Origin of the sequence: Mesorhizobium sp. NFR06, from assembly GCF_900115245.1 — a bacterium.
In the GTDB taxonomy this organism is placed as follows: Bacteria; Pseudomonadota; Alphaproteobacteria; order Rhizobiales; family Rhizobiaceae; genus Mesorhizobium.
Map to the genome: position 1 here is coordinate 176,902 of NZ_FOVT01000004.1, position 17,089 is coordinate 193,990.

At 64.6% G+C, this 17,089-nt stretch carries 16 protein-coding genes; 11 read left to right on the forward strand and 5 right to left on the reverse strand.

Annotated features, from left to right (window positions below):
* Positions 1–35 precede the first annotated feature (35 nt).
* The 3 genes from F3H96_RS09745 to F3H96_RS09755 all read right to left on the reverse strand — a co-directional run bounded on the left by F3H96_RS09745 (position 36) and on the right by F3H96_RS09755 (position 1,423).
* Positions 36–425: a type II toxin-antitoxin system VapC family toxin gene (locus F3H96_RS09745; RefSeq protein WP_149791730.1), complete on the reverse strand. Its 390-nt coding sequence runs from the start codon at positions 423–425 to the stop codon at positions 36–38.
* Positions 425–679: a type II toxin-antitoxin system Phd/YefM family antitoxin gene (locus tag F3H96_RS09750; protein WP_149791731.1), complete on the reverse strand. Its 255-nt coding sequence runs from the start codon at positions 677–679 to the stop codon at positions 425–427. The genes F3H96_RS09745 and F3H96_RS09750 overlap by 1 nt, the downstream gene beginning before the upstream one ends.
* 81 nt (positions 680–760) lie before the next feature.
* Positions 761–1,423 carry a YggS family pyridoxal phosphate-dependent enzyme gene (locus F3H96_RS09755; RefSeq protein ID WP_149791732.1) on the reverse strand — a complete coding sequence of 221 codons (663 nt, stop codon included), beginning with the start codon at positions 1,421–1,423 and terminating at the stop codon, positions 761–763.
* Between the two features lie 149 nt (positions 1,424–1,572).
* On the opposite strand from F3H96_RS09755, the gene leuS reads away from it, so the two are divergent.
* A complete protein-coding gene (leuS, locus tag F3H96_RS09760) occupies positions 1,573–4,200 on the forward strand; it encodes a leucine--tRNA ligase (protein WP_149791733.1) in 2,628 nt (875 codons plus the stop codon).
* On the forward strand, positions 4,187–4,765 hold the full coding sequence (lptE, locus tag F3H96_RS09765) for an LPS assembly lipoprotein LptE (protein ID WP_149791734.1): 579 nt from the start codon (positions 4,187–4,189) through the stop codon (positions 4,763–4,765). Before leuS ends, lptE begins: the two co-directional genes overlap by 14 nt.
* An 85-nt stretch (positions 4,766–4,850) precedes the next feature.
* Here the strand turns inward: lptE and fsa are convergent, their stop codons facing one another.
* The gene (fsa, locus tag F3H96_RS09770; protein ID WP_149791735.1) at positions 4,851–5,507 is read right to left on the reverse strand and encodes a fructose-6-phosphate aldolase; all 657 of its coding nucleotides are present in this window, start codon (positions 5,505–5,507) and stop codon (positions 4,851–4,853) included.
* Between the two features lie 90 nt (positions 5,508–5,597).
* Between fsa and F3H96_RS09775 the strand changes: the two genes are divergently transcribed.
* The 9 genes from F3H96_RS09775 (at position 5,598) to lepB (ending at position 15,474) form a co-directional block, all read left to right on the forward strand.
* Positions 5,598–7,781, forward strand: a complete 2,184-nt coding sequence (locus tag F3H96_RS09775; protein WP_149791736.1) for a primosomal protein N' — start codon at positions 5,598–5,600, stop codon at positions 7,779–7,781.
* A gap of 33 nt (positions 7,782–7,814) precedes the next feature.
* Complete coding sequence (locus F3H96_RS09780) at positions 7,815–8,510, forward strand: aspartate/glutamate racemase family protein (protein ID WP_149791737.1); 696 nt, start codon at positions 7,815–7,817, stop codon at positions 8,508–8,510.
* Between the two features lie 94 nt (positions 8,511–8,604).
* Positions 8,605–9,000, forward strand: coding sequence for a DUF4345 family protein (locus tag F3H96_RS09785; RefSeq protein ID WP_149791738.1), 396 nt, complete (start codon positions 8,605–8,607; stop codon positions 8,998–9,000).
* 246 nt (positions 9,001–9,246) lie between these two features.
* Positions 9,247–9,807, forward strand: a complete 561-nt coding sequence (locus F3H96_RS09790) for a F0F1 ATP synthase subunit delta (protein WP_149791739.1) — start codon at positions 9,247–9,249, stop codon at positions 9,805–9,807.
* The gene (atpA, locus tag F3H96_RS09795) at positions 9,807–11,336 is read left to right on the forward strand and encodes a F0F1 ATP synthase subunit alpha (RefSeq protein ID WP_149791740.1); all 1,530 of its coding nucleotides are present in this window, start codon (positions 9,807–9,809) and stop codon (positions 11,334–11,336) included. The genes F3H96_RS09790 and atpA overlap by 1 nt, the downstream gene beginning before the upstream one ends.
* A gap of 34 nt (positions 11,337–11,370) precedes the next feature.
* Entirely contained in the window at positions 11,371–12,258 is an 888-nt protein-coding gene (locus F3H96_RS09800) for a F0F1 ATP synthase subunit gamma (RefSeq protein WP_149791741.1), read from the forward strand.
* Positions 12,259–12,322: 64 nt separating this feature from the next.
* Positions 12,323–13,906, forward strand: a complete 1,584-nt coding sequence (atpD, locus tag F3H96_RS09805) for a F0F1 ATP synthase subunit beta (RefSeq protein WP_149791742.1) — start codon at positions 12,323–12,325, stop codon at positions 13,904–13,906.
* 99 nt (positions 13,907–14,005) lie between these two features.
* Positions 14,006–14,413, forward strand: a complete 408-nt coding sequence (locus tag F3H96_RS09810; protein ID WP_149791743.1) for a F0F1 ATP synthase subunit epsilon — start codon at positions 14,006–14,008, stop codon at positions 14,411–14,413.
* An 86-nt stretch (positions 14,414–14,499) separates the two neighbouring features.
* Entirely contained in the window at positions 14,500–15,474 is a 975-nt protein-coding gene (lepB, locus tag F3H96_RS09815) for a signal peptidase I (RefSeq protein ID WP_348530053.1), read from the forward strand.
* Here the strand turns inward: lepB and F3H96_RS09820 are convergent, their stop codons facing one another.
* Positions 15,475–16,989, reverse strand: a complete 1,515-nt coding sequence (locus F3H96_RS09820) for a mannitol dehydrogenase family protein (protein WP_149791744.1) — start codon at positions 16,987–16,989, stop codon at positions 15,475–15,477.
* Positions 16,990–17,089: the final 100 nt, after the last annotated feature.

Here is a 17,089-nt window from a genome sequence, read left to right on the forward strand (position 1 = left end):
CCGCCTTTACCGCTGCGGTCCGGCGAGCCTCGAGGTCAGGTTTGCCTAGGATTTATGATAGTCAGGCCGATACCTTCGAAGTCCGCAACGTTGCGAGTAACCAGAATAAGGTCGTGGACCAGCGCCGTGGCGGCAATGAGAGAGTCGGCGCCGCCTCGTGTCCGACCAGCCGTGATGCGACCCCAGGCAAGAGCAATCTCTTCCGTGATCGCAAGAATGCGATCGGCGTTGTCCCTCCGCAACTCTCGCAGCCAGACATTGAGTCGCGCCGCTCTTTCAGGGTCCGCTTTGCGCTGCTTGAAGATCCCCCGCTCGATCTCGCCAAGAGTGATAACGCTTACCGGCTCGACCGAAGCAAGCCAGGCAATAGGCTTTGGCAAGCGCCTCTGCACGTCCGACACGACGTTCGTGTCCAGCAGATACATCAGAGGTCAATATCCCGGATCATCGCATTTGCGCGGCGGGTGATTTCCTTATCAAATTCATCGTCCCAACCAGGACCGCTCAAAAGATACTCGGCGAGCGACTTCTTTTTCCCGGCCAAGCGGTCGTAGTCCTCGGCGGAAAGCACGATTACAGCGCGCTCGCCGCGAAGCGTCACGGTCTGCGGTCCCTCGGTTCGCGCCCGCTGGACCACCTTCGAAAAATTGTTCTTCGCGTCCTGAAGATGCCAGTTCATGGGCGGAGACTCCTAGCTAGCTTGGCTAGATATAGGGCAATCGTCCCCGGATATAGCACGGAGGCGGCGTGCCCTGGCAGATCAGCGGCTGCCGAAGATCGCCGAGCCGACCCTGACGCTGGTCGCGCCGAAGGCGATCGCTGTCTCGTAGTCGCCGGACATGCCCATCGAGAGTTTTTCGACGCCCGCCTCCCGCGCCAGCTTTTCGAGCAACGCGAAATGCGGGCCGGGGTTCTCGTCGACCGGCGGAATGCACATCAGGCCTTCGATGGCGAGACCGTGCACCTCGCGGCAGCGCTTGACGAAGGTAACCGCCTCGCGCGGCTCGATGCCGGCCTTTTGCGGTTCCGAGCCCGTATTGACCTGGACGTAAAGCTTGGGCGTCCGGCCCTGCCTGCCGATCTCCTTGGCGAGTTCGGCGGCGATCTTCTCGCGGTCGACCGTCTCGATGACGTCGAAAAGCGCCACCGCTTCCTTCGCCTTGTTCGACTGCAGCGGGCCGATCAAATGCAGCTCGATATCGGGAAAGGCCTCTTTCAGCGCCGGCCACTTGGCCTGTGCCTCCTGCACGCGGTTCTCGCCGAAAACCCGCTGGCCCGCCTCGATGACCGGGCGGATATCCCCGGCGGCGAAGGTCTTCGATACAGCCACCAGCGTGACGGCGCCGGGGCTGCGCCCCGCCTCGCGTTCGGCGCTTGCGATCTTCGCCTTGACCGCGTGAAGCTGCTCTACGGCGCTCGTCATGCCTATATCCTGCCTATGGTTTTAACGCCGGCGCCGGATCGCCGCAGTTGACGGGTCCGGCAATCCATGGTGAACACCGCGACGACATTTTCCTGAGCCGCCGGGCATTGTCCGCCGCCTCGTGCCTGCTTTTAAGTGAAAAACACCCGATGGCAACTGAACGATACAATCCGCGAACGTCAGAGCCCAAATGGCAGAAGGCCTGGGCCGAAAAGAAGCTGTTCGAAGCCAGGAACGACGACCCGAAGCCGAAATATTACGTGCTCGAGATGTTCCCCTATCCGTCGGGCAAGATCCATATCGGCCACACCCGCAACTACACGATGGGCGACGTGGTGGCGCGCTACAAGCGCGCCAAGGGCTTCAACGTCCTGCACCCGATGGGCTGGGACGCTTTCGGCATGCCGGCCGAAAACGCCGCCATGCAGAACAAGGTCCATCCCAAGGACTGGACCTACGAAAACATCGCCGTCATGCGCGAGCAGCTCAAGATGATGGGCCTGTCGCTCGACTGGGCGCGCGAGTTCGCCACCTGCGACGTCGACTACTACCACCGCCAGCAGATGCTGTTCCTCGACTTCGTCGAAAAGGGGCTGGTGACGCGCAAATCCTCCAAGGTCAACTGGGACCCGGAGGACATGACGGTGCTCGCCAACGAGCAGGTCATCGACGGCCGCGGCTGGCGCTCGGGCGCGCTGGTCGAGCAGCGCGAACTGACGCAGTGGTTCTTCAAGATCACCGACTATGCGCAGGACCTGCTGGATTCGCTCGACGGCCTCGACGAGTGGCCGGAAAAGGTCAAGCTGATGCAGTACAACTGGATCGGCCGCTCTGAAGGGCTGTTGATCCGCTGGCCGCTGGCCGCGCCGGTTGGCGATACGCATGAGCTGGAGGTCTACACGACCCGGCCCGACACCATTTTCGGCGCCTCCTTCATGGCGGTCGCCGCCGACCACCCGCTGGCGCGGAAGGCTGCTGAGAGCAATGTCGAGCTGGCCAAGTTCATCGACGAGGTGCGCCACATGGGCACCTCGGTGGCAGCACTCGAGACGGCCGAGAAGAAGGGTTTCGACACCGGCATCCGCGTCGTCCATCCGTTCGACGAGAACTGGACGCTGCCGGTCTATGTCGCCAATTTCGTGCTGATGGAATATGGCACCGGCGCCATCTTCGGCTGCCCGTCGGGCGACCAGCGCGACCTCGATTTCGCCAACAAATACGGCCTGCCGGTGATCCCGGTGGTGATGCCGGAAGGCGCCGACGCGAAGACCTTCCAGATCATCGAGGAGGCCTATGTCGACGACGGCGTGATGGTCAATTCGCGCTTCCTCGACGGCATGAAGCCCGAGAAGGCCTTCGACGAAGTGGCGAGGCTCCTGGAGGAAAAGTCGATCGGCGGCCGGCCGATGGCCGAGCGCAAGGTGAATTTCCGCCTGCGCGACTGGGGCATTTCGCGCCAGCGCTACTGGGGCTGCCCGATCCCGATGATCCATTGCGAGGCCTGCGGCGTGGTGCCGGTGCCGAAGGCCGAACTGCCGGTCAAGCTGCCGGACGACATCGAGTTCGACCGTCCGGGCAATCCGCTCGACCGGCATCCGACCTGGCGGCATGTGAAGTGCCCGCAATGCGGCCGCGATGCGCGGCGCGAGACCGACACGATGGACACCTTCGTCGATTCGTCGTGGTATTTCGCCCGCTTCACCGCGCCCTGGGCCAACGAGCCGACCGAGCCGAAAGCGGCCGACGAATGGCTGGCGGTCGATCAATATATCGGCGGCATCGAGCACGCGATCCTGCATCTGCTCTATTCGCGCTTCTTCACCCGCGCCATGCGCGCGACCGGTCACCTGAACCTCGCCGAGCCGTTCAAGGGCCTGTTCACGCAAGGCATGGTGGTGCACGAGACCTACCGGGTCGGCGGCCCGTCGACGAATGGACGCTGGCTGTCGCCGAGCGAGGTCAGGATCGAGGACGTAGGCGGCAAGCGCCGCGCCATCGAGATCGCCACCGGCGAGGAGGCGAGCATCGGCGCGCTCGAAAAAATGTCGAAGTCGAAGAAGAACACGGTGAGCCCGGAAGAGATCACCGACGGCTACGGCGCCGACACGGCGCGCTGGTTCATGCTGTCGGACTCGCCGCCGGAGCGCGACGTCGAATGGACCGACGACGGCGCCGCGGGCGCGCACCGCTTCGTGCAGCGCATCTGGCGCCTGGTGCAGATCGCGGCCGAATCACTGTCCGGCGTGAAGCCGGCGGCGGCGAAGGATGGCGATGCGGGCGCCGTTTCCAAGGCCGCGCACAAGATCTTGAAGGCGGTCGGCGAGGACATCGAGAAGCTTGGCTTCAACCGCGCGATCGCCCGCATCTACGAGCTCGCCAACGTGCTGGCGACGCCGCTCAACGACGTTGCCGAGGGCAAGGCCGACACCGTGCTGAAAGGCGCTTGCCGCGAGGCGGTGGAGATCCTGGTGCACATCATTGCGCCGGTCATGCCGCACCTGGCGGAAGAGTGCTGGCAGGCGCTGGGCGGCGCCGAGATGGTCGCCAAACGGCCTTGGCCCGTATACGATCCGGCGCTTGTCGTCGACAACGAGATCGTGCTGCCGGTGCAGGTCAACGGCAAGAAGCGCGGGGATTTGACAATTGCCCGCGACGCGGATCAAGGTGCCGTCGAAAAAGCGGTGCTGGCTCTCGACTTCGTGCAAAAAGCACTGGAAGGTAAGGCCCCGCGCAAGGTGATCATCGTCCCGCAGAGGATCGTCAATGTCGTTGCCTGATCCGGTGAAGTCAGAAGCGGCCCGCCTGCGCGGCCGCTTGGCGGTTTGCGGCATGGTCGCCGCGCTGGCGCTGGTCTCGGCCTGCACGGTGCGGCCGCTCTATTCCAGCCAGGCGCTGGCGCCCGGATCGCAGCTCAGCGCGTCCGCCGAGCTCGCCTCGATCTCGATCAAGCCGGTCAACACCCGTTACGCGCAGCAGGTGCGCAACAATCTGATCTTCGCCTTCGGGCAAGGCTCGGGCGAGCCGGCCTCGCCGGCTTATACGCTCGATCTCGGCGTTACCGAGCTGGTCGAATCGGCGGCCATCGTGCAGGTGCAGACCGAGGAAGACGAGCCGACGGCGGGCACGGTGACGCTGACCGCCAACTATGTGCTGAGGGACGCCACCGGCACGGTGATCGCCGTCGGCAAGCGCTCCATACCGTCGTCTTTCGACCGGCCGCGCCAGGAATACGCGGCCTACCGCGCGCAGATCGACGCCGAGAACCGCGCGGCGCGCGAACTGGCCGACCTGCTGCGTCTCTCGATCGCCCAGGACCTGGTCAAGCACGGCAAAAAAGCCTGAGTTGAAGCTCGACGCGGCTTGGCGCGTTGCATCCACAAAAAAGGCCGGTCACCCGGCCTTTTTTCGTTTCTGACGGAGACCGATCTCAGTCGATCTTCTGGCCGGTCTTGGCCCAGTCGGCCAGGAAGGCGGCAAGGCCCTTGTCGGTGAGCGGATGGTTGACCAGCGCCTTCAGCGTCGCCGGCGGCGCGGTGACGATATCGGCGCCGATCAGGGCGGCCTGCTTGACGTGGTTCACCGTGCGCACCGAGGCGGTCAGGATCTCGGTCTTGAAATCGTAATTGTCATAGATCTGGCGGATCTCCTGGATCAGCTCCATGCCGTCCGAGCCGGTGTCGTCGATGCGGCCGACGAAGGGCGAGATGAACGAGGCGCCGGCCTTGGCGGCAAGCAGCGCCTGGTTGGCCGAAAAGCACAGCGTCACGTTGACCATGCGGTTCATCTCGGTGCGGATCGTCTTGCAGGCCTTCAGGCCGTCCAGCGTCAGCGGTACCTTGATGGCGACGTTCGGCGCGATCTTGGCCAGCACCTTGGCCTCGGCCATCATGTCCTTGTATTCGGTCGCGACGACCTCGGCCGACACAGGGCCTTCGACGATGTCGCAGATCTGCCTGGTGACCTCGGAAATCTTGCCGCCCGATTTCAGGATCAGCGAGGGATTGGTGGTGACGCCGTCGAGAAGCCCCAGATCGTTCAGTTCCTTAATTTCCTTGATGTCAGCGGTGTCGACAAAAAACTTCATGGCTGTCTCCTTGGGGATCGCCTGGCGTCGGCCAGGCACATGCGAGGGTCCCCTTTGATCTAGACCAAAGTCAGGGCAAGGTCACGCCTGATGATGGAAGATTCGCCCTTTGTCGCGGCCGCGCCGGTGCTGGTGCCGATGCCCGCCGAACGGCCCTACACCTATGCCGTGCCGGCTGGCATGCGCGTGGTGCCGGGCTCGATCGTGCGCGTGCCGCTCGGGCCGCGCCAGGTTGCGGGCATCGTCTGGGACGGCGCGGTCGAGACGGTCGATGCCAAGAAACTGCGGCCGATCGAAGAGGTCTTCGATTGCCCGCCGATCGACAAGGCGATGCGCCGCTTCGTCGACTGGATCGCGCATTACACATTGTCGGCCCCCGGCATGGTTGCGCGCATGCTGCTCAGAGCTCCCGAGGCTTTCGATCCGGAGCCGTGGATCGAAGGATTGCAGCGCACGCTGGCAGCGCCCGATCGGTTGACGGATGCGCGGCGGCGCGTGCTGGAGACGGCGCAAGGCGGACTTGCCTGGACGCGCTCGGGGCTGGCGCATGCGGCGGGCGTGTCCTCCACCGTCATCGACGGCTTGCGGGCGCAGGGCGTGTTCGAGACGGTGAAGATCCCGCCGCGGCTCGTGGTGGCGGCGCCCGATCCGAGCCACGCGATGCCGGAGCTGATGCCCGACCAGAAAGCCGCGGCCGAGAAAATGCGCGCGGCAATCACGGCCGATGCCTTCAACGTCACCCTGCTCGACGGCGTCACCGGGTCAGGCAAGACGGAAGTCTATTTCGAAGCGGTGGCGGCGGCGCTCGACCGGGGCAAGCAGGTGCTGATCCTCTTGCCGGAAATCGCGCTCACCCATGCCTTCCTCGAACGCTTCCAGGACCGGTTCGGGGCCAAGCCGGCGGAGTGGCATTCCGACCTGCCGCCCCGGATGCGTGAACGCGTCTGGCGGCAGGTGGCCGAAGGCGGCGTGCGCGTCGTCGCCGGCGCGCGCTCGGCGCTGTTCCTGCCGTTCAAGGACCTCGGCCTGATCGTCGTCGACGAGGAGCATGATCCCGCCTACAAGCAGGAGGACCGCGTCTTTTACAATGCGCGCGACATGGCGGTGGTGCGCGGCCATATCGGCGGCTTTCCCGTCGTGCTGGCCTCGGCGACGCCGTCGGTGGAAAGCCGGGTCAACGCCAGCCATGGTCGATACGAGCGGGCCGTGCTGTCGTCGCGCTTCGCCGAGGCGGCGCTTCCCGACCTCAAGTCGATCGACATGCGGCGTTCGCCCCCGGCGCGTGGCGGCTTCCTGTCGCCTCTGCTTTTGCAGCAGATGCAGCGCACGCTGGAGAAAAAAGAGCAGTCGCTGCTTTTCCTCAACCGGCGCGGCTATGCGCCGCTGACGTTGTGCCGCGTCTGCGGCCACCGCTTCGGCTGCCCGGTCTGCTCGGCCTGGCTGGTCGAGCATCGGTTTCGCGGCCAGCTCGTCTGCCATCATTGCGGCCACAATGAGCGGCGGCCGGAAGCCTGCCCGGAATGCGGCACGCTTGATCACCTCGTCGCCTGCGGGCCGGGCGTCGAGCGCATCGCGGAGGAAGTGGTGGGGCATTTTCCGGATGCCCGCACCATCGTGCTTTCCTCGGACCTTCTGGGCGGCGTGCGTCGGCTTCGACTCGAGCTGGAGGCCGTCGCTAATGGCGAGGCCGACATCGTCATCGGCACGCAACTGGTCGCAAAGGGACATAACTTCCCGGGCATGACATTGGTCGGGGTGGTCGACGCCGATCTCGGGCTTGCCAATGGCGATCCGCGCGCCGCCGAGCGCACCTTCCAACTGCTCAGCCAGGTGACGGGGCGCGCCGGCCGCACCGGCAAGAAGAGCCTTGGCCTCTTACAGACGTACCAGCCCGACCATCCGGTGATGCGGGCGATCGTTTCCGGCGATTCGGAAGCCTTTTACGAGCGCGAGATCGCCGAGCGCGAACGCGCGGCTTTGCCGCCCTTCGGACGGCTCGCCGGCATCATCGTCAGCGCCGCGACACGGGGCGAAGCCGAGGGCCACGCGAGGGCCTTAAGGCGCGCGGCGCCGACGGCCTCGGATCTATTCGTGCTGGGCCCGGCTGAGGCGCCGCTGTCGCTCATCGGCGGCCGCCACCGCTTCCGCCTGCTGGTGCAGGGCGAGCGACGTGCGGACATGCAAGGCTTCATCCGCGCCATGCTGGCCGAGGGGCCGAAGCTGAGGGGCTCGGTGCGCGTGCAGGTCGACATCGACCCGCAGAGCTTCCTATAAGCGAGAGAGACAGTCCCAACGGAGTGCCCGCTTATGAAAACCCTTGGCCTTATCGGCGGCATGAGCTGGGAATCGACCGCGATCTATTATCGCCTGCTCAATGAGATCGTGCGCGAGCGGCTCGGCGGCCTGCATTCCGCGAAGCTGCTCCTGTGGTCGTTCGATTTCGCCGAGATCGCCGAACGGCAGCATGCGGGCGATTGGAAAGGCGCCGGCGTTCTTCTCGTGGAGGCCGCGCGCAAGCTGGAGTCGGGTGGCGCCGAAGCGTTGGTGATCTGCACCAACACCATGCACAAGCTCGCCGATGCCGTGCAGGCGGCCGTCTCGATCCCGCTCATCCACATCGCCGACGCGACGGGTCGTGCCGTCGTCGGCGCAGGCGGCAAACGACCGGCGCTGCTCGCGACGCGCTTCACCATGGAGCAGGATTTCTACAAAGGGCGGCTCGCCGGCGAATACGGCTTGCGGCCGATCGTGCCGAACAAGGCCGGCCGCGACATGGTGCACAAGGTAATCTATGACGAGCTCTGCCAGGGCATCGTCAGGCCCGAATCGAGATCTGCTTATCTCGATGAAGTCGGCCGCATGCAACGTGACGACCGGGTGGACAGCGTCATCATGGGCTGCACCGAAATCACCATGCTGATCGGCCAGGGCGACTTCGACATTCCGGTGTTCGACACCACGCGCATCCATGCCGAGGCCGCGATCGATTTCGCGCTCGGCTGATGCGCCCTTCCTAATGTGCCGGCCGCTATCTGGCGCGCCGCTTTTCCCTCGCTAGAATGCCTCACATTCAGACAAGAAATACGAGGGGGATCATATGGACTTTGCGTTTCCGTGGCCCGCGAGCCAGGGCGAATGGCTGGCCTGGTCGAGCGCCGTCGTGACGTTGGCTCTGGGACTGTTCCTGTTTCTGGCGCCGGGGCTTGCCTTTCGCGTGCTGCGTCTGCAGCCAAGGCCGGACAAGGCGGCGGCGATCGCCGAGGGGCGCGGCCGCATGGCGGGCTTCTATCTCGGCGTCAGCCTGTGCTGCATCCTTTTGGCGCAGCCGCTGCTTTATATGGCGCTGGGCTTCTCCTGGCTGTTCACTGCTTTCGGCCGGCTGCTGTCCATGATGTCCGACGGCGCCAACACTCCGTTCAACTGGGCCTCCATCGTCGTAGAACTGGTGCTGGCGGCGTTGCCGCTGGCCTTCGCCTTCGGCTTTGCGCCGTGAATTCGCGACTAATGCGGCACTTCCGCTGGACTCTGCCGCCCGATGCGACAAAAGTGCCTGAAAAGCATGCCGGACGATGCATTGCGGTCTTAAAAGGCCTGTGCTAGACGGCAATCGACTTTCGGCCGGGGATAGCGGAAGCCATCCCTCCGTGCTTGGAAAAATCGCAGTAAGGTCAAAGATTTAGCCAGAGTTTTTGCTCGCGCCAACAATCTGCGGCCTCTCAGACAAGAGAAAAGACGGTCCGTGGCCCAATCGTCATCGCCAATCTCAGCTGTCGCAGAACGCTACGCAGGCTCGCTGTTCGAGCTTGCGTTGCAGGAAAAGTCGGTCGCCAATGTCGAGACGGATCTGACCAGCTTCGAGACGATGCTCAACGACAGCGCGGATCTTTCCCGGCTGATCAACAGCCCGGTGTTCTCCAGCGAGGACCAGGCAAGGGCCATCGCCGCCATCGCCGACAAGGCCAAGATCACCGGCCTGGTCGGCAATTTCCTGCGCGTCGTGGCCAAGAACCGCCGACTGTTCGCCGTGCCCGGCATGATCAAGGCGTTCCGCCAGATCGCCGCCGATCATCGCGGCGAGGCCGCGGCCGAGGTCACGTCGGCGCACGCGCTGACGACCGCGCAGCAGACTGAACTCAAGGCGGCGCTGAAGGGCATCGCCGGCAAGGATGTGGCCATCGCCATGACCGTCGATCCGTCGCTGCTCGGCGGCCTGATCGTCAAGATGGGCTCGCGCCAGATCGATACGTCGCTCAAAACCAAACTCAATTCGCTCAAGCTTGCACTGAAAGAGGTCGGCTGATGGACATCCGCGCCGCGGAAATTTCCGCAATTCTGAAAGACCAGATCAAGAATTTCGGCAAGGAGGCCGAGGTCTCCGAAGTCGGTCAGGTTCTGTCCGTCGGTGACGGCATCGCCCGCGTCTACGGCCTCGACAACGTCCAGGCCGGCGAGATGGTCGAATTCCCCGGCGGCATCCGCGGCATGGCGCTGAACCTCGAAGCCGACAATGTCGGCGTCGTCATCTTCGGCGCCGACCGCGACATCAAGGAAGGCGACACCGTCAAGCGCACCGGCGCCATCGTCGACGTTCCGGTCGGCCCGGGCCTGCTCGGCCGCGTGGTCGACGCGCTCGGCAACCCGATCGACGGCAAGGGCCCGATCAAGGCGACCGAACGCAAGCGCGTCGACGTCAAAGCGCCCGGCATCATTCCGCGCAAGTCGGTGCATGAGCCGATGTCGACGGGCCTCAAAGCCATCGACGCGCTGATCCCGGTTGGCCGCGGCCAGCGCGAGCTGGTCATCGGCGACCGCCAGACCGGCAAGACCGCCATCATCCTCGACACGATGCTGAACCAGAAGTCGGTGCACGACAACGGCCCGGAGAAGGAAAAGCTCTACTGCGTCTACGTCGCCGTCGGCCAGAAGCGCTCGACCGTCGCGCAGTTCGTCAAGGTGCTGGAAGAGCGCGGCGCGCTCGACTACTCCATCATCATCGCCGCCACCGCGTCCGATCCGGCGCCGATGCAGTTCTTGGCGCCGTTCGCCGGCTGCACCATGGGCGAGTATTTCCGCGACAACGGCATGCACGCGCTGATCAGCTATGACGATCTGTCGAAGCAGGCCGTCGCCTACCGCCAGATGTCGCTCCTGCTACGCCGCCCGCCGGGCCGCGAAGCCTATCCGGGCGACGTCTTCTATCTCCACTCGCGCCTGCTCGAGCGCGCCGCCAAGCTCAACGACGACAACGGCAATGGTTCGCTGACCGCACTGCCGATCATCGAGACGCAGGCCAACGACGTGTCGGCCTACATTCCGACCAACGTGATCTCGATCACCGACGGCCAGATCTTCCTCGAGACCAACCTGTTTTTCCAGGGCATCCGTCCGGCGGTCAACGTCGGCCTGTCGGTGTCGCGTGTCGGCTCCTCGGCGCAGGTCAAGGCGATGAAGCAGGTCGCCGGCTCGATCAAGGGCGAGCTCGCGCAGTACCGTGAAATGGCGGCCTTCGCGCAGTTCGGCTCGGACCTCGACGCCGCCACGCAGCGCCTCTTGAACCGCGGTTCGCGCCTGACCGAGCTGCTCAAGCAGCCGCAGTTCTCACCGCTGAAGACGGAAGAACAAGTCGCGGTGATCTTCGCCGGCGTCAACGGCTATCTCGACAAGCTGGCGCTCAACCAGGTCAGCAGGTTCGAGCATGGCCTGCTCAGCCACATGCGCTCGGCCGGCAAGGACGTGCTCGACGGCATCCGCAAGGAGAAGGCGCTGTCGGACGACCTGCGCGCCAAGCTCAAGGCCGAGATCGACGCTTTTGCCAAGACCTTCGCCTAACAAGAAGCCGGACGCACGGGATCAGGTTTGAAGCATGCCTTCATTAAAAGACCTTCGTAACCGTATCGCCTCGGTCAAGGCGACGCAGAAGATCACCAAGGCGATGCAGATGGTCGCCGCGGCGAAGCTGCGCCGCGCGCAGGAAGCGGCGGAAGCGGCGCGTCCCTATTCCGAGCGCATGGGCGCGGTTCTGGCCAACATCACCCAGGCAATCGGCGGTGGCGGCGATGCCCCGGCGCTGATGACCGGCACCGGCAGGGACGACGTGCATCTGCTCATCGTCTGCACCGCCGAGCGCGGCCTGTGCGGCGGCTTCAACTCGCAGATCGCGCGCCTCGCCCGCGATCACATCCGCAGGCTGCTGGCCGACGGCAAGCAGGTCAAGATCATCTGCGTCGGCAAGAAGGGTTTTGACATCCTGCGCCGCGACTACGGCTCGCTGATCCTCGAGCGCGTCGATCTGCGCGAGGTCAAGACGCTCGGCTTCGTCAATGCCGATGCGATCGCGCGCAAGGTCATTCACCTGTTCAACGAGGGCAGCTTCGACATCTGCACGCTGTTCTATTCGCAGTTCAAGTCAGTGATCAGCCAGATCCCGACGGCGCAGCAGATCATCCCGGCGGGGCAGGCTTCCGCGGCGACAGAGACCGGCAACGGCGCCGGCGGCGCGGTCTACGAATACGAGCCGGAGCCGGGCGAAATCCTCTCCGACCTCATCCCGCGCAACATCGCCGTGCAGATCTTCCGCGCGCTGCTGGAAAACGCGGCCGGCGAGATGGGTGCCAAGATGAGCGCGATGGACAATGCGACGCGCAATGCCGGCGACATGATCAACAAACTGTCGATCACCTACAACCGCCAGCGGCAGGCGCAGATCACCAAGGAACTGATCGAAATCATTTCGGGCGCCGAGGCGCTCTAGGCGCGCCGCGCGGGATCTCCCGGCGGGCAGCGTGAACAACGGATAGACGAGAAGGGCAAAGACGATGGCGAAAGCAGCTACCCCGAAGACCGCCGCCAAGGCGGCACCGGCCCCCAAGGCAGCAAAGGCCCCGGCAGCAGCCGCGAAGGCCGCCGCTCCGGCGAAGAAGGCGGCCGCTCCGGCCAAGGCTGCGGTTCCGGCCAAGGCGGCGAGTGTCGCGACGAAGCGGGTCGGCGCAGCCGGCAAGGTCCGCCAGGTCATCGGCGCCGTCGTCGACGTGCAGTTCGAAGATCATCTGCCGGCTATTCTGAACGCGCTCGAAACGCAAAATGTCGGTAACCGCCTGGTTCTCGAGGTCGCCCAGCATCTCGGCGAGAACACCGTGCGCTGCATCGCCATGGACTCCACCGAAGGTCTCGTCCGCGGCCAGGACGTTTATGACACCGGTGCGCCGATCTCGGTTCCGGTCGGCCCGGGCTTGCTCGGCCGCATCATCAACGTCATCGGCGAGCCGGTCGACGAGGAAGGCCCGGTGGACGGCATCGAACAGCGCGCCATCCACCAGCCGGCTCCGGCCTATGTCGACCAGTCGACGGAAGCGCAGATCCTGGTCACCGGCATCAAGGTTCTCGACCTCTTGGCGCCTTATGCCCGCGGCGGCAAGATCGGCCTGTTCGGCGGCGCCGGCGTCGGCAAGACGGTGCTGATCCAGGAGCTGATCAACAACGTCGCCAAGGCCCACGGCGGCTTCTCGGTGTTCGCCGGCGTCGGCGAGCGCACCCGCGAAGGCAACGACCTCTATCACGAATTCATCGAATCAGGCGTCAACAAGAAGGGCGGCGGCCAGGGCTCGAAGGCAGCGCTGGTCTATGGCCAGATGAACGAGCCGCCGGGCGCGCGCGCCCGCGTCGGCCTGACCGGTCTCACCGTCGCCGAATATTTCCGCGACCAGGGCCAGGACGTGCTGTTCTTCGTCGACAACATCTTCCGCTTCACCCAGGCGGGCTCGGAAGTGTCGGCGCTGCTCGGCCGTATTCCTTCGGCCGTGGGTTATCAGCCGACTTTGGCCACCGACATGGGCGCGCTGCAGGAACGCATCACGACGACGACCAAGGGCTCGATCACCTCGGTGCAGGCGATCTACGTTCCGGCCGACGACTTGACCGACCCGGCGCCGGCGACTTCCTTCGCCCACCTCGACGCCACCACCGTGCTCAACCGCGCCATCTCGGAAAAGGGCATCTATCCGGCCGTCGATCCGCTGGATTCGACCTCGCGCATGCTCGACCCGATGGTCGTCGGCGAGGAGCACTACCAGGTCGCCCGCCAGGTGCAGTCGATCCTGCAGCGCTACAAGTCGCTGCAGGACATCATCGCCATCCTTGGCATGGACGAGCTTTCGGAAGAGGACAAGCAGACGGTTGCCCGCGCCCGCAAGATCGAGCGCTTCCTGTCGCAGCCGTTCTTCGTCGCCGAAGTGTTTACCGGCTCGCCGGGCAAGCTGGTCGACCTCGCCGACACCATCAAGGGCTTCAAGGGCCTTTGCGCCGGCGATTACGACCACCTGCCGGAAGCCGCCTTCTACATGGTCGGCGGCATCGAGGAAGCGGTCGAGAAGGCGCAGCGCCTGGCGGCCGAAGCGGCGTAACGAAGCGAATAGCGAATAGGGAGTAGTGAATAGGGATCAGTGGGCCGGCCGAGTTTCTTTACTACTCGCTACTCGCTATTCCCTACTCGCTAAATTGGCATGGCTGAAGCTTTCAAGTTCGAACTGGTCTCGCCGGAGCGGCTGCTCGTTTCCGAGCAGGTCGAGTCCGTCGTCATCCCGGGCGCCGAAGGCGAAATGACGGTGATGGCGCAGCACGCGCCGGTCATGACCACCATCAAGCCCGGCGTCGTCACGGTAAAGGCCGCGTCCGGGAAGGAAGATCGCTATGTCGTGTTCGGCGGTTTCGCCGACATCCTGCCGTCCGGCTGCACGCTGCTCGCTGAATCGGCGGTGCATGTGAACGACATCGACCGCGCGGACCTCGCCCGCCGCATCCAGGACGCCAAGGAAGACGCCGCCGACGCCAAGGACGACGTGGCGCGCAGCCGCGCCGAGCAGTTCCTCAGCCAACTCACCACGCTGGAAGGCGCGCTGCTGCCGGCCTGAGATTTAGGCTTCCAGCGGAGATTGCAAAAGCGGGCTTGCCCCGCTTTTTTCTTTGGTGGAAAGTCCGGTTGCCTTGGGGACGGGCGATGACGCAGCAATCGGATCAGCGGGAAACCGCGTCGCGATCCAGGTGGTCGACAGCGCTGGTGTCGGCTTTCGGCGGACCTTTCGGCGGGTTCCTCTGGATCGGCGCCGGCAGGCTGGCGGTCATAAGCCTGATGGTCTTCAGCGCCATCAGTTTCGCGATCACCTACATCGGGTTCCCGGTGCTGCCTGGCAAGGACCTTGCCTGGCTGGCCAACTTTTCAGGCTTCGGTCTGATGATACTGTGGGTTGCGCTTGTCGTGCCCTTCGCACCCCGCTTCCAGCCGGACAAATGGTATGCGCACGGCGTCGGGGTGCTGGTGCTGGTGTTTCTTTCCTCACCTGTGGCCGCGCTGGTGGTCCGTTCGTTCCTGTTCCAGCCGTTTTCGATTTCGTCCAGCAGCATGACGCCGACCTTGCAGGAAGGCGACTATCTCTTCGTGTCCAAAACGGCATACGGCTACAGCCGCTACAGCGTGCCGTTCAAACTGCTGCCGATAGAAGGACGCATGTTCGGCGCGGAGCCGAAACGAGGGGATGTGGCGGTGTTCAAGTTCCCGCCGAATCCAAGCGCGGATTACATCCAGCGGATCGTCGGTCTTTCCGGCGAGAAGATCCAGATGGTCGACGGCGTGCTGCTTATCAACGGTGTGGCTGTTGGCCTCGAGGATGCCGGTACTTTCGCGTATGAGGGCAAGCCGGCCAGGCTTCAGCGCGAGACCCTGCCGGGAGGCGTCAGTCATCTCGTCCTCGACCTGACGGACAATTCGACTGGTGACAACACGCGCGTGTTCGAGGTCCCCGAAGGCCATTATTTCGTGCTGGGCGACAATCGCGATAATGCCTCGGACAGCCGGTTTACAGTCGGCTTCGTTCCCTATGAGAATCTCGTCGGGAAGGCGGTGCGCCTGTTCTGGAACTCGAACGGGGTCGACTACGTCGCGCGTCAGATCGTGAACGGGTCGGCGGGCGAGTAGCTACTCTGCGAGCCTGGGCGGTTCGTTGCCGATGCCCAGAGCGGCAAAGACCAGCTTCGGTCCGCCTTGCTTGAAACGGACCAGATGCGTGGCGACAAACTCGATCAATTTCTGTTGTTCCGGATGGCCCTTGGCAAAACCGGCGAGCTCGAACACGGCCGCCGTCAACCGTTCCGTCGGCAGGTTGCGGCTGAACAGGTCGTCGAGGGCAGTATCGAGCGGGTCGGTGAAGTGGCCCTCGGGCAAGGTCTTGCCGCGTGCCGCGCAGGCAGCGATCCAGGCGGCCACCACCAACGTCAGATGTTCGGGCAGGGCGCCAGCCTCAAGCCTTGCAAGCGCGGAGGCGATGATGCGCTGCGGCAATTTCTGGCTGCCGTCATTGGCGATCTGCGCGGTGCGGTGGGCGAGCGCGGTGTTGGAGAAGCGCTCGGCAAGCTCGGCTGTGTAGGCGCTGGTATCAAGCCCGGCATCCTGCGGCAGCGTCGGGACCGCCTCGACCCATAGCCGGTCGACGAACTGGCGGATCGCCGGATCGGCGAAGGCGCGGTCGACGGTGGCGTGGCCGCTGAGCAGGCCGAGATAGGCGATGCCCGAATGGGCACCGTTGAGCAGTCTCAGCTTCATATCCTCGAAGGGACCGACATCCTCGACCATGGTGACGCCGAATTTCTCCCAGGCCGGCCGCCCGGCCGGAAAACGATCCTCGATCACCCACTGGCGGAACGGCTCGGTCATCACCGGCCACGCGTCCTCGAGGCCGAGCGCTTTTGCAATGCGCGCCCTGTCGGCATCGGTGGTCGCCGGCACGATGCGGTCGACCATGCTCGACGGGAAGGCCACTTCATCGGCGATATAGCCGGCTAACGGCCTATCGCCTGCGCTGCCACGGGCGTCGCGCAGTTTGGCAAACTCGACCAGAAGCCTGTGCAGCGTAGCGCCGTTGGCCGGAAGATTGTCGCAGCAAAGCACGGTGAAGGGCAGGATGCCGGCGGCGCGGCGGCGCGCAAGCGCCTCGGTGAGAAAACCATGCGCGGTCTTCGGCGATCCGGGGTTGGTCAGGTCGTGGACAATGTCGGGATGGTTTTTGTCGAGGCTGCCGTCTGCGGCCCTCAGATAGGCTTTTTCAGTGATAGTCAGCGTGACGATGCGCGTGCGCGGGTCGGTCAGCGCGGCGAGCACCGCGCCGGGATCTTCCGGTGCCACCAGGAGTGAGAGGATCGAACCTGCGACCTGCAACTGCTGGCCGGTGCTGTCCCTTACCGCCAGCGTGTAGAGCCCGTCCTGCGGTGTCAGCGCATCGCGCGTGTCGGGGCTGCGCAGCGAGACGCCGACGACGCCCCAGTCGCTCTCGCCCTCCGCCAGGGAGGCATCGACATAGGCGGCCTGGTGAGCGCGGTGAAAGGCGCCGACGCCAAGATGGACGATCCCGGGCGTGACGGAATTTCGGTCATAACGAGGCACCAGTACTTCAGGGGGCAGCTTTGCAATTGTGGCGTTGGACAGGCGGCCGTTCATGGAAGCTCAGTCTCCGATCGGGTGCTCGGGGCGAAAACGACGGCAGCGGCGTAACATCCGCCGTCACCGCGCACAATGGCCGCGTCCCGCTCGAAAGTCA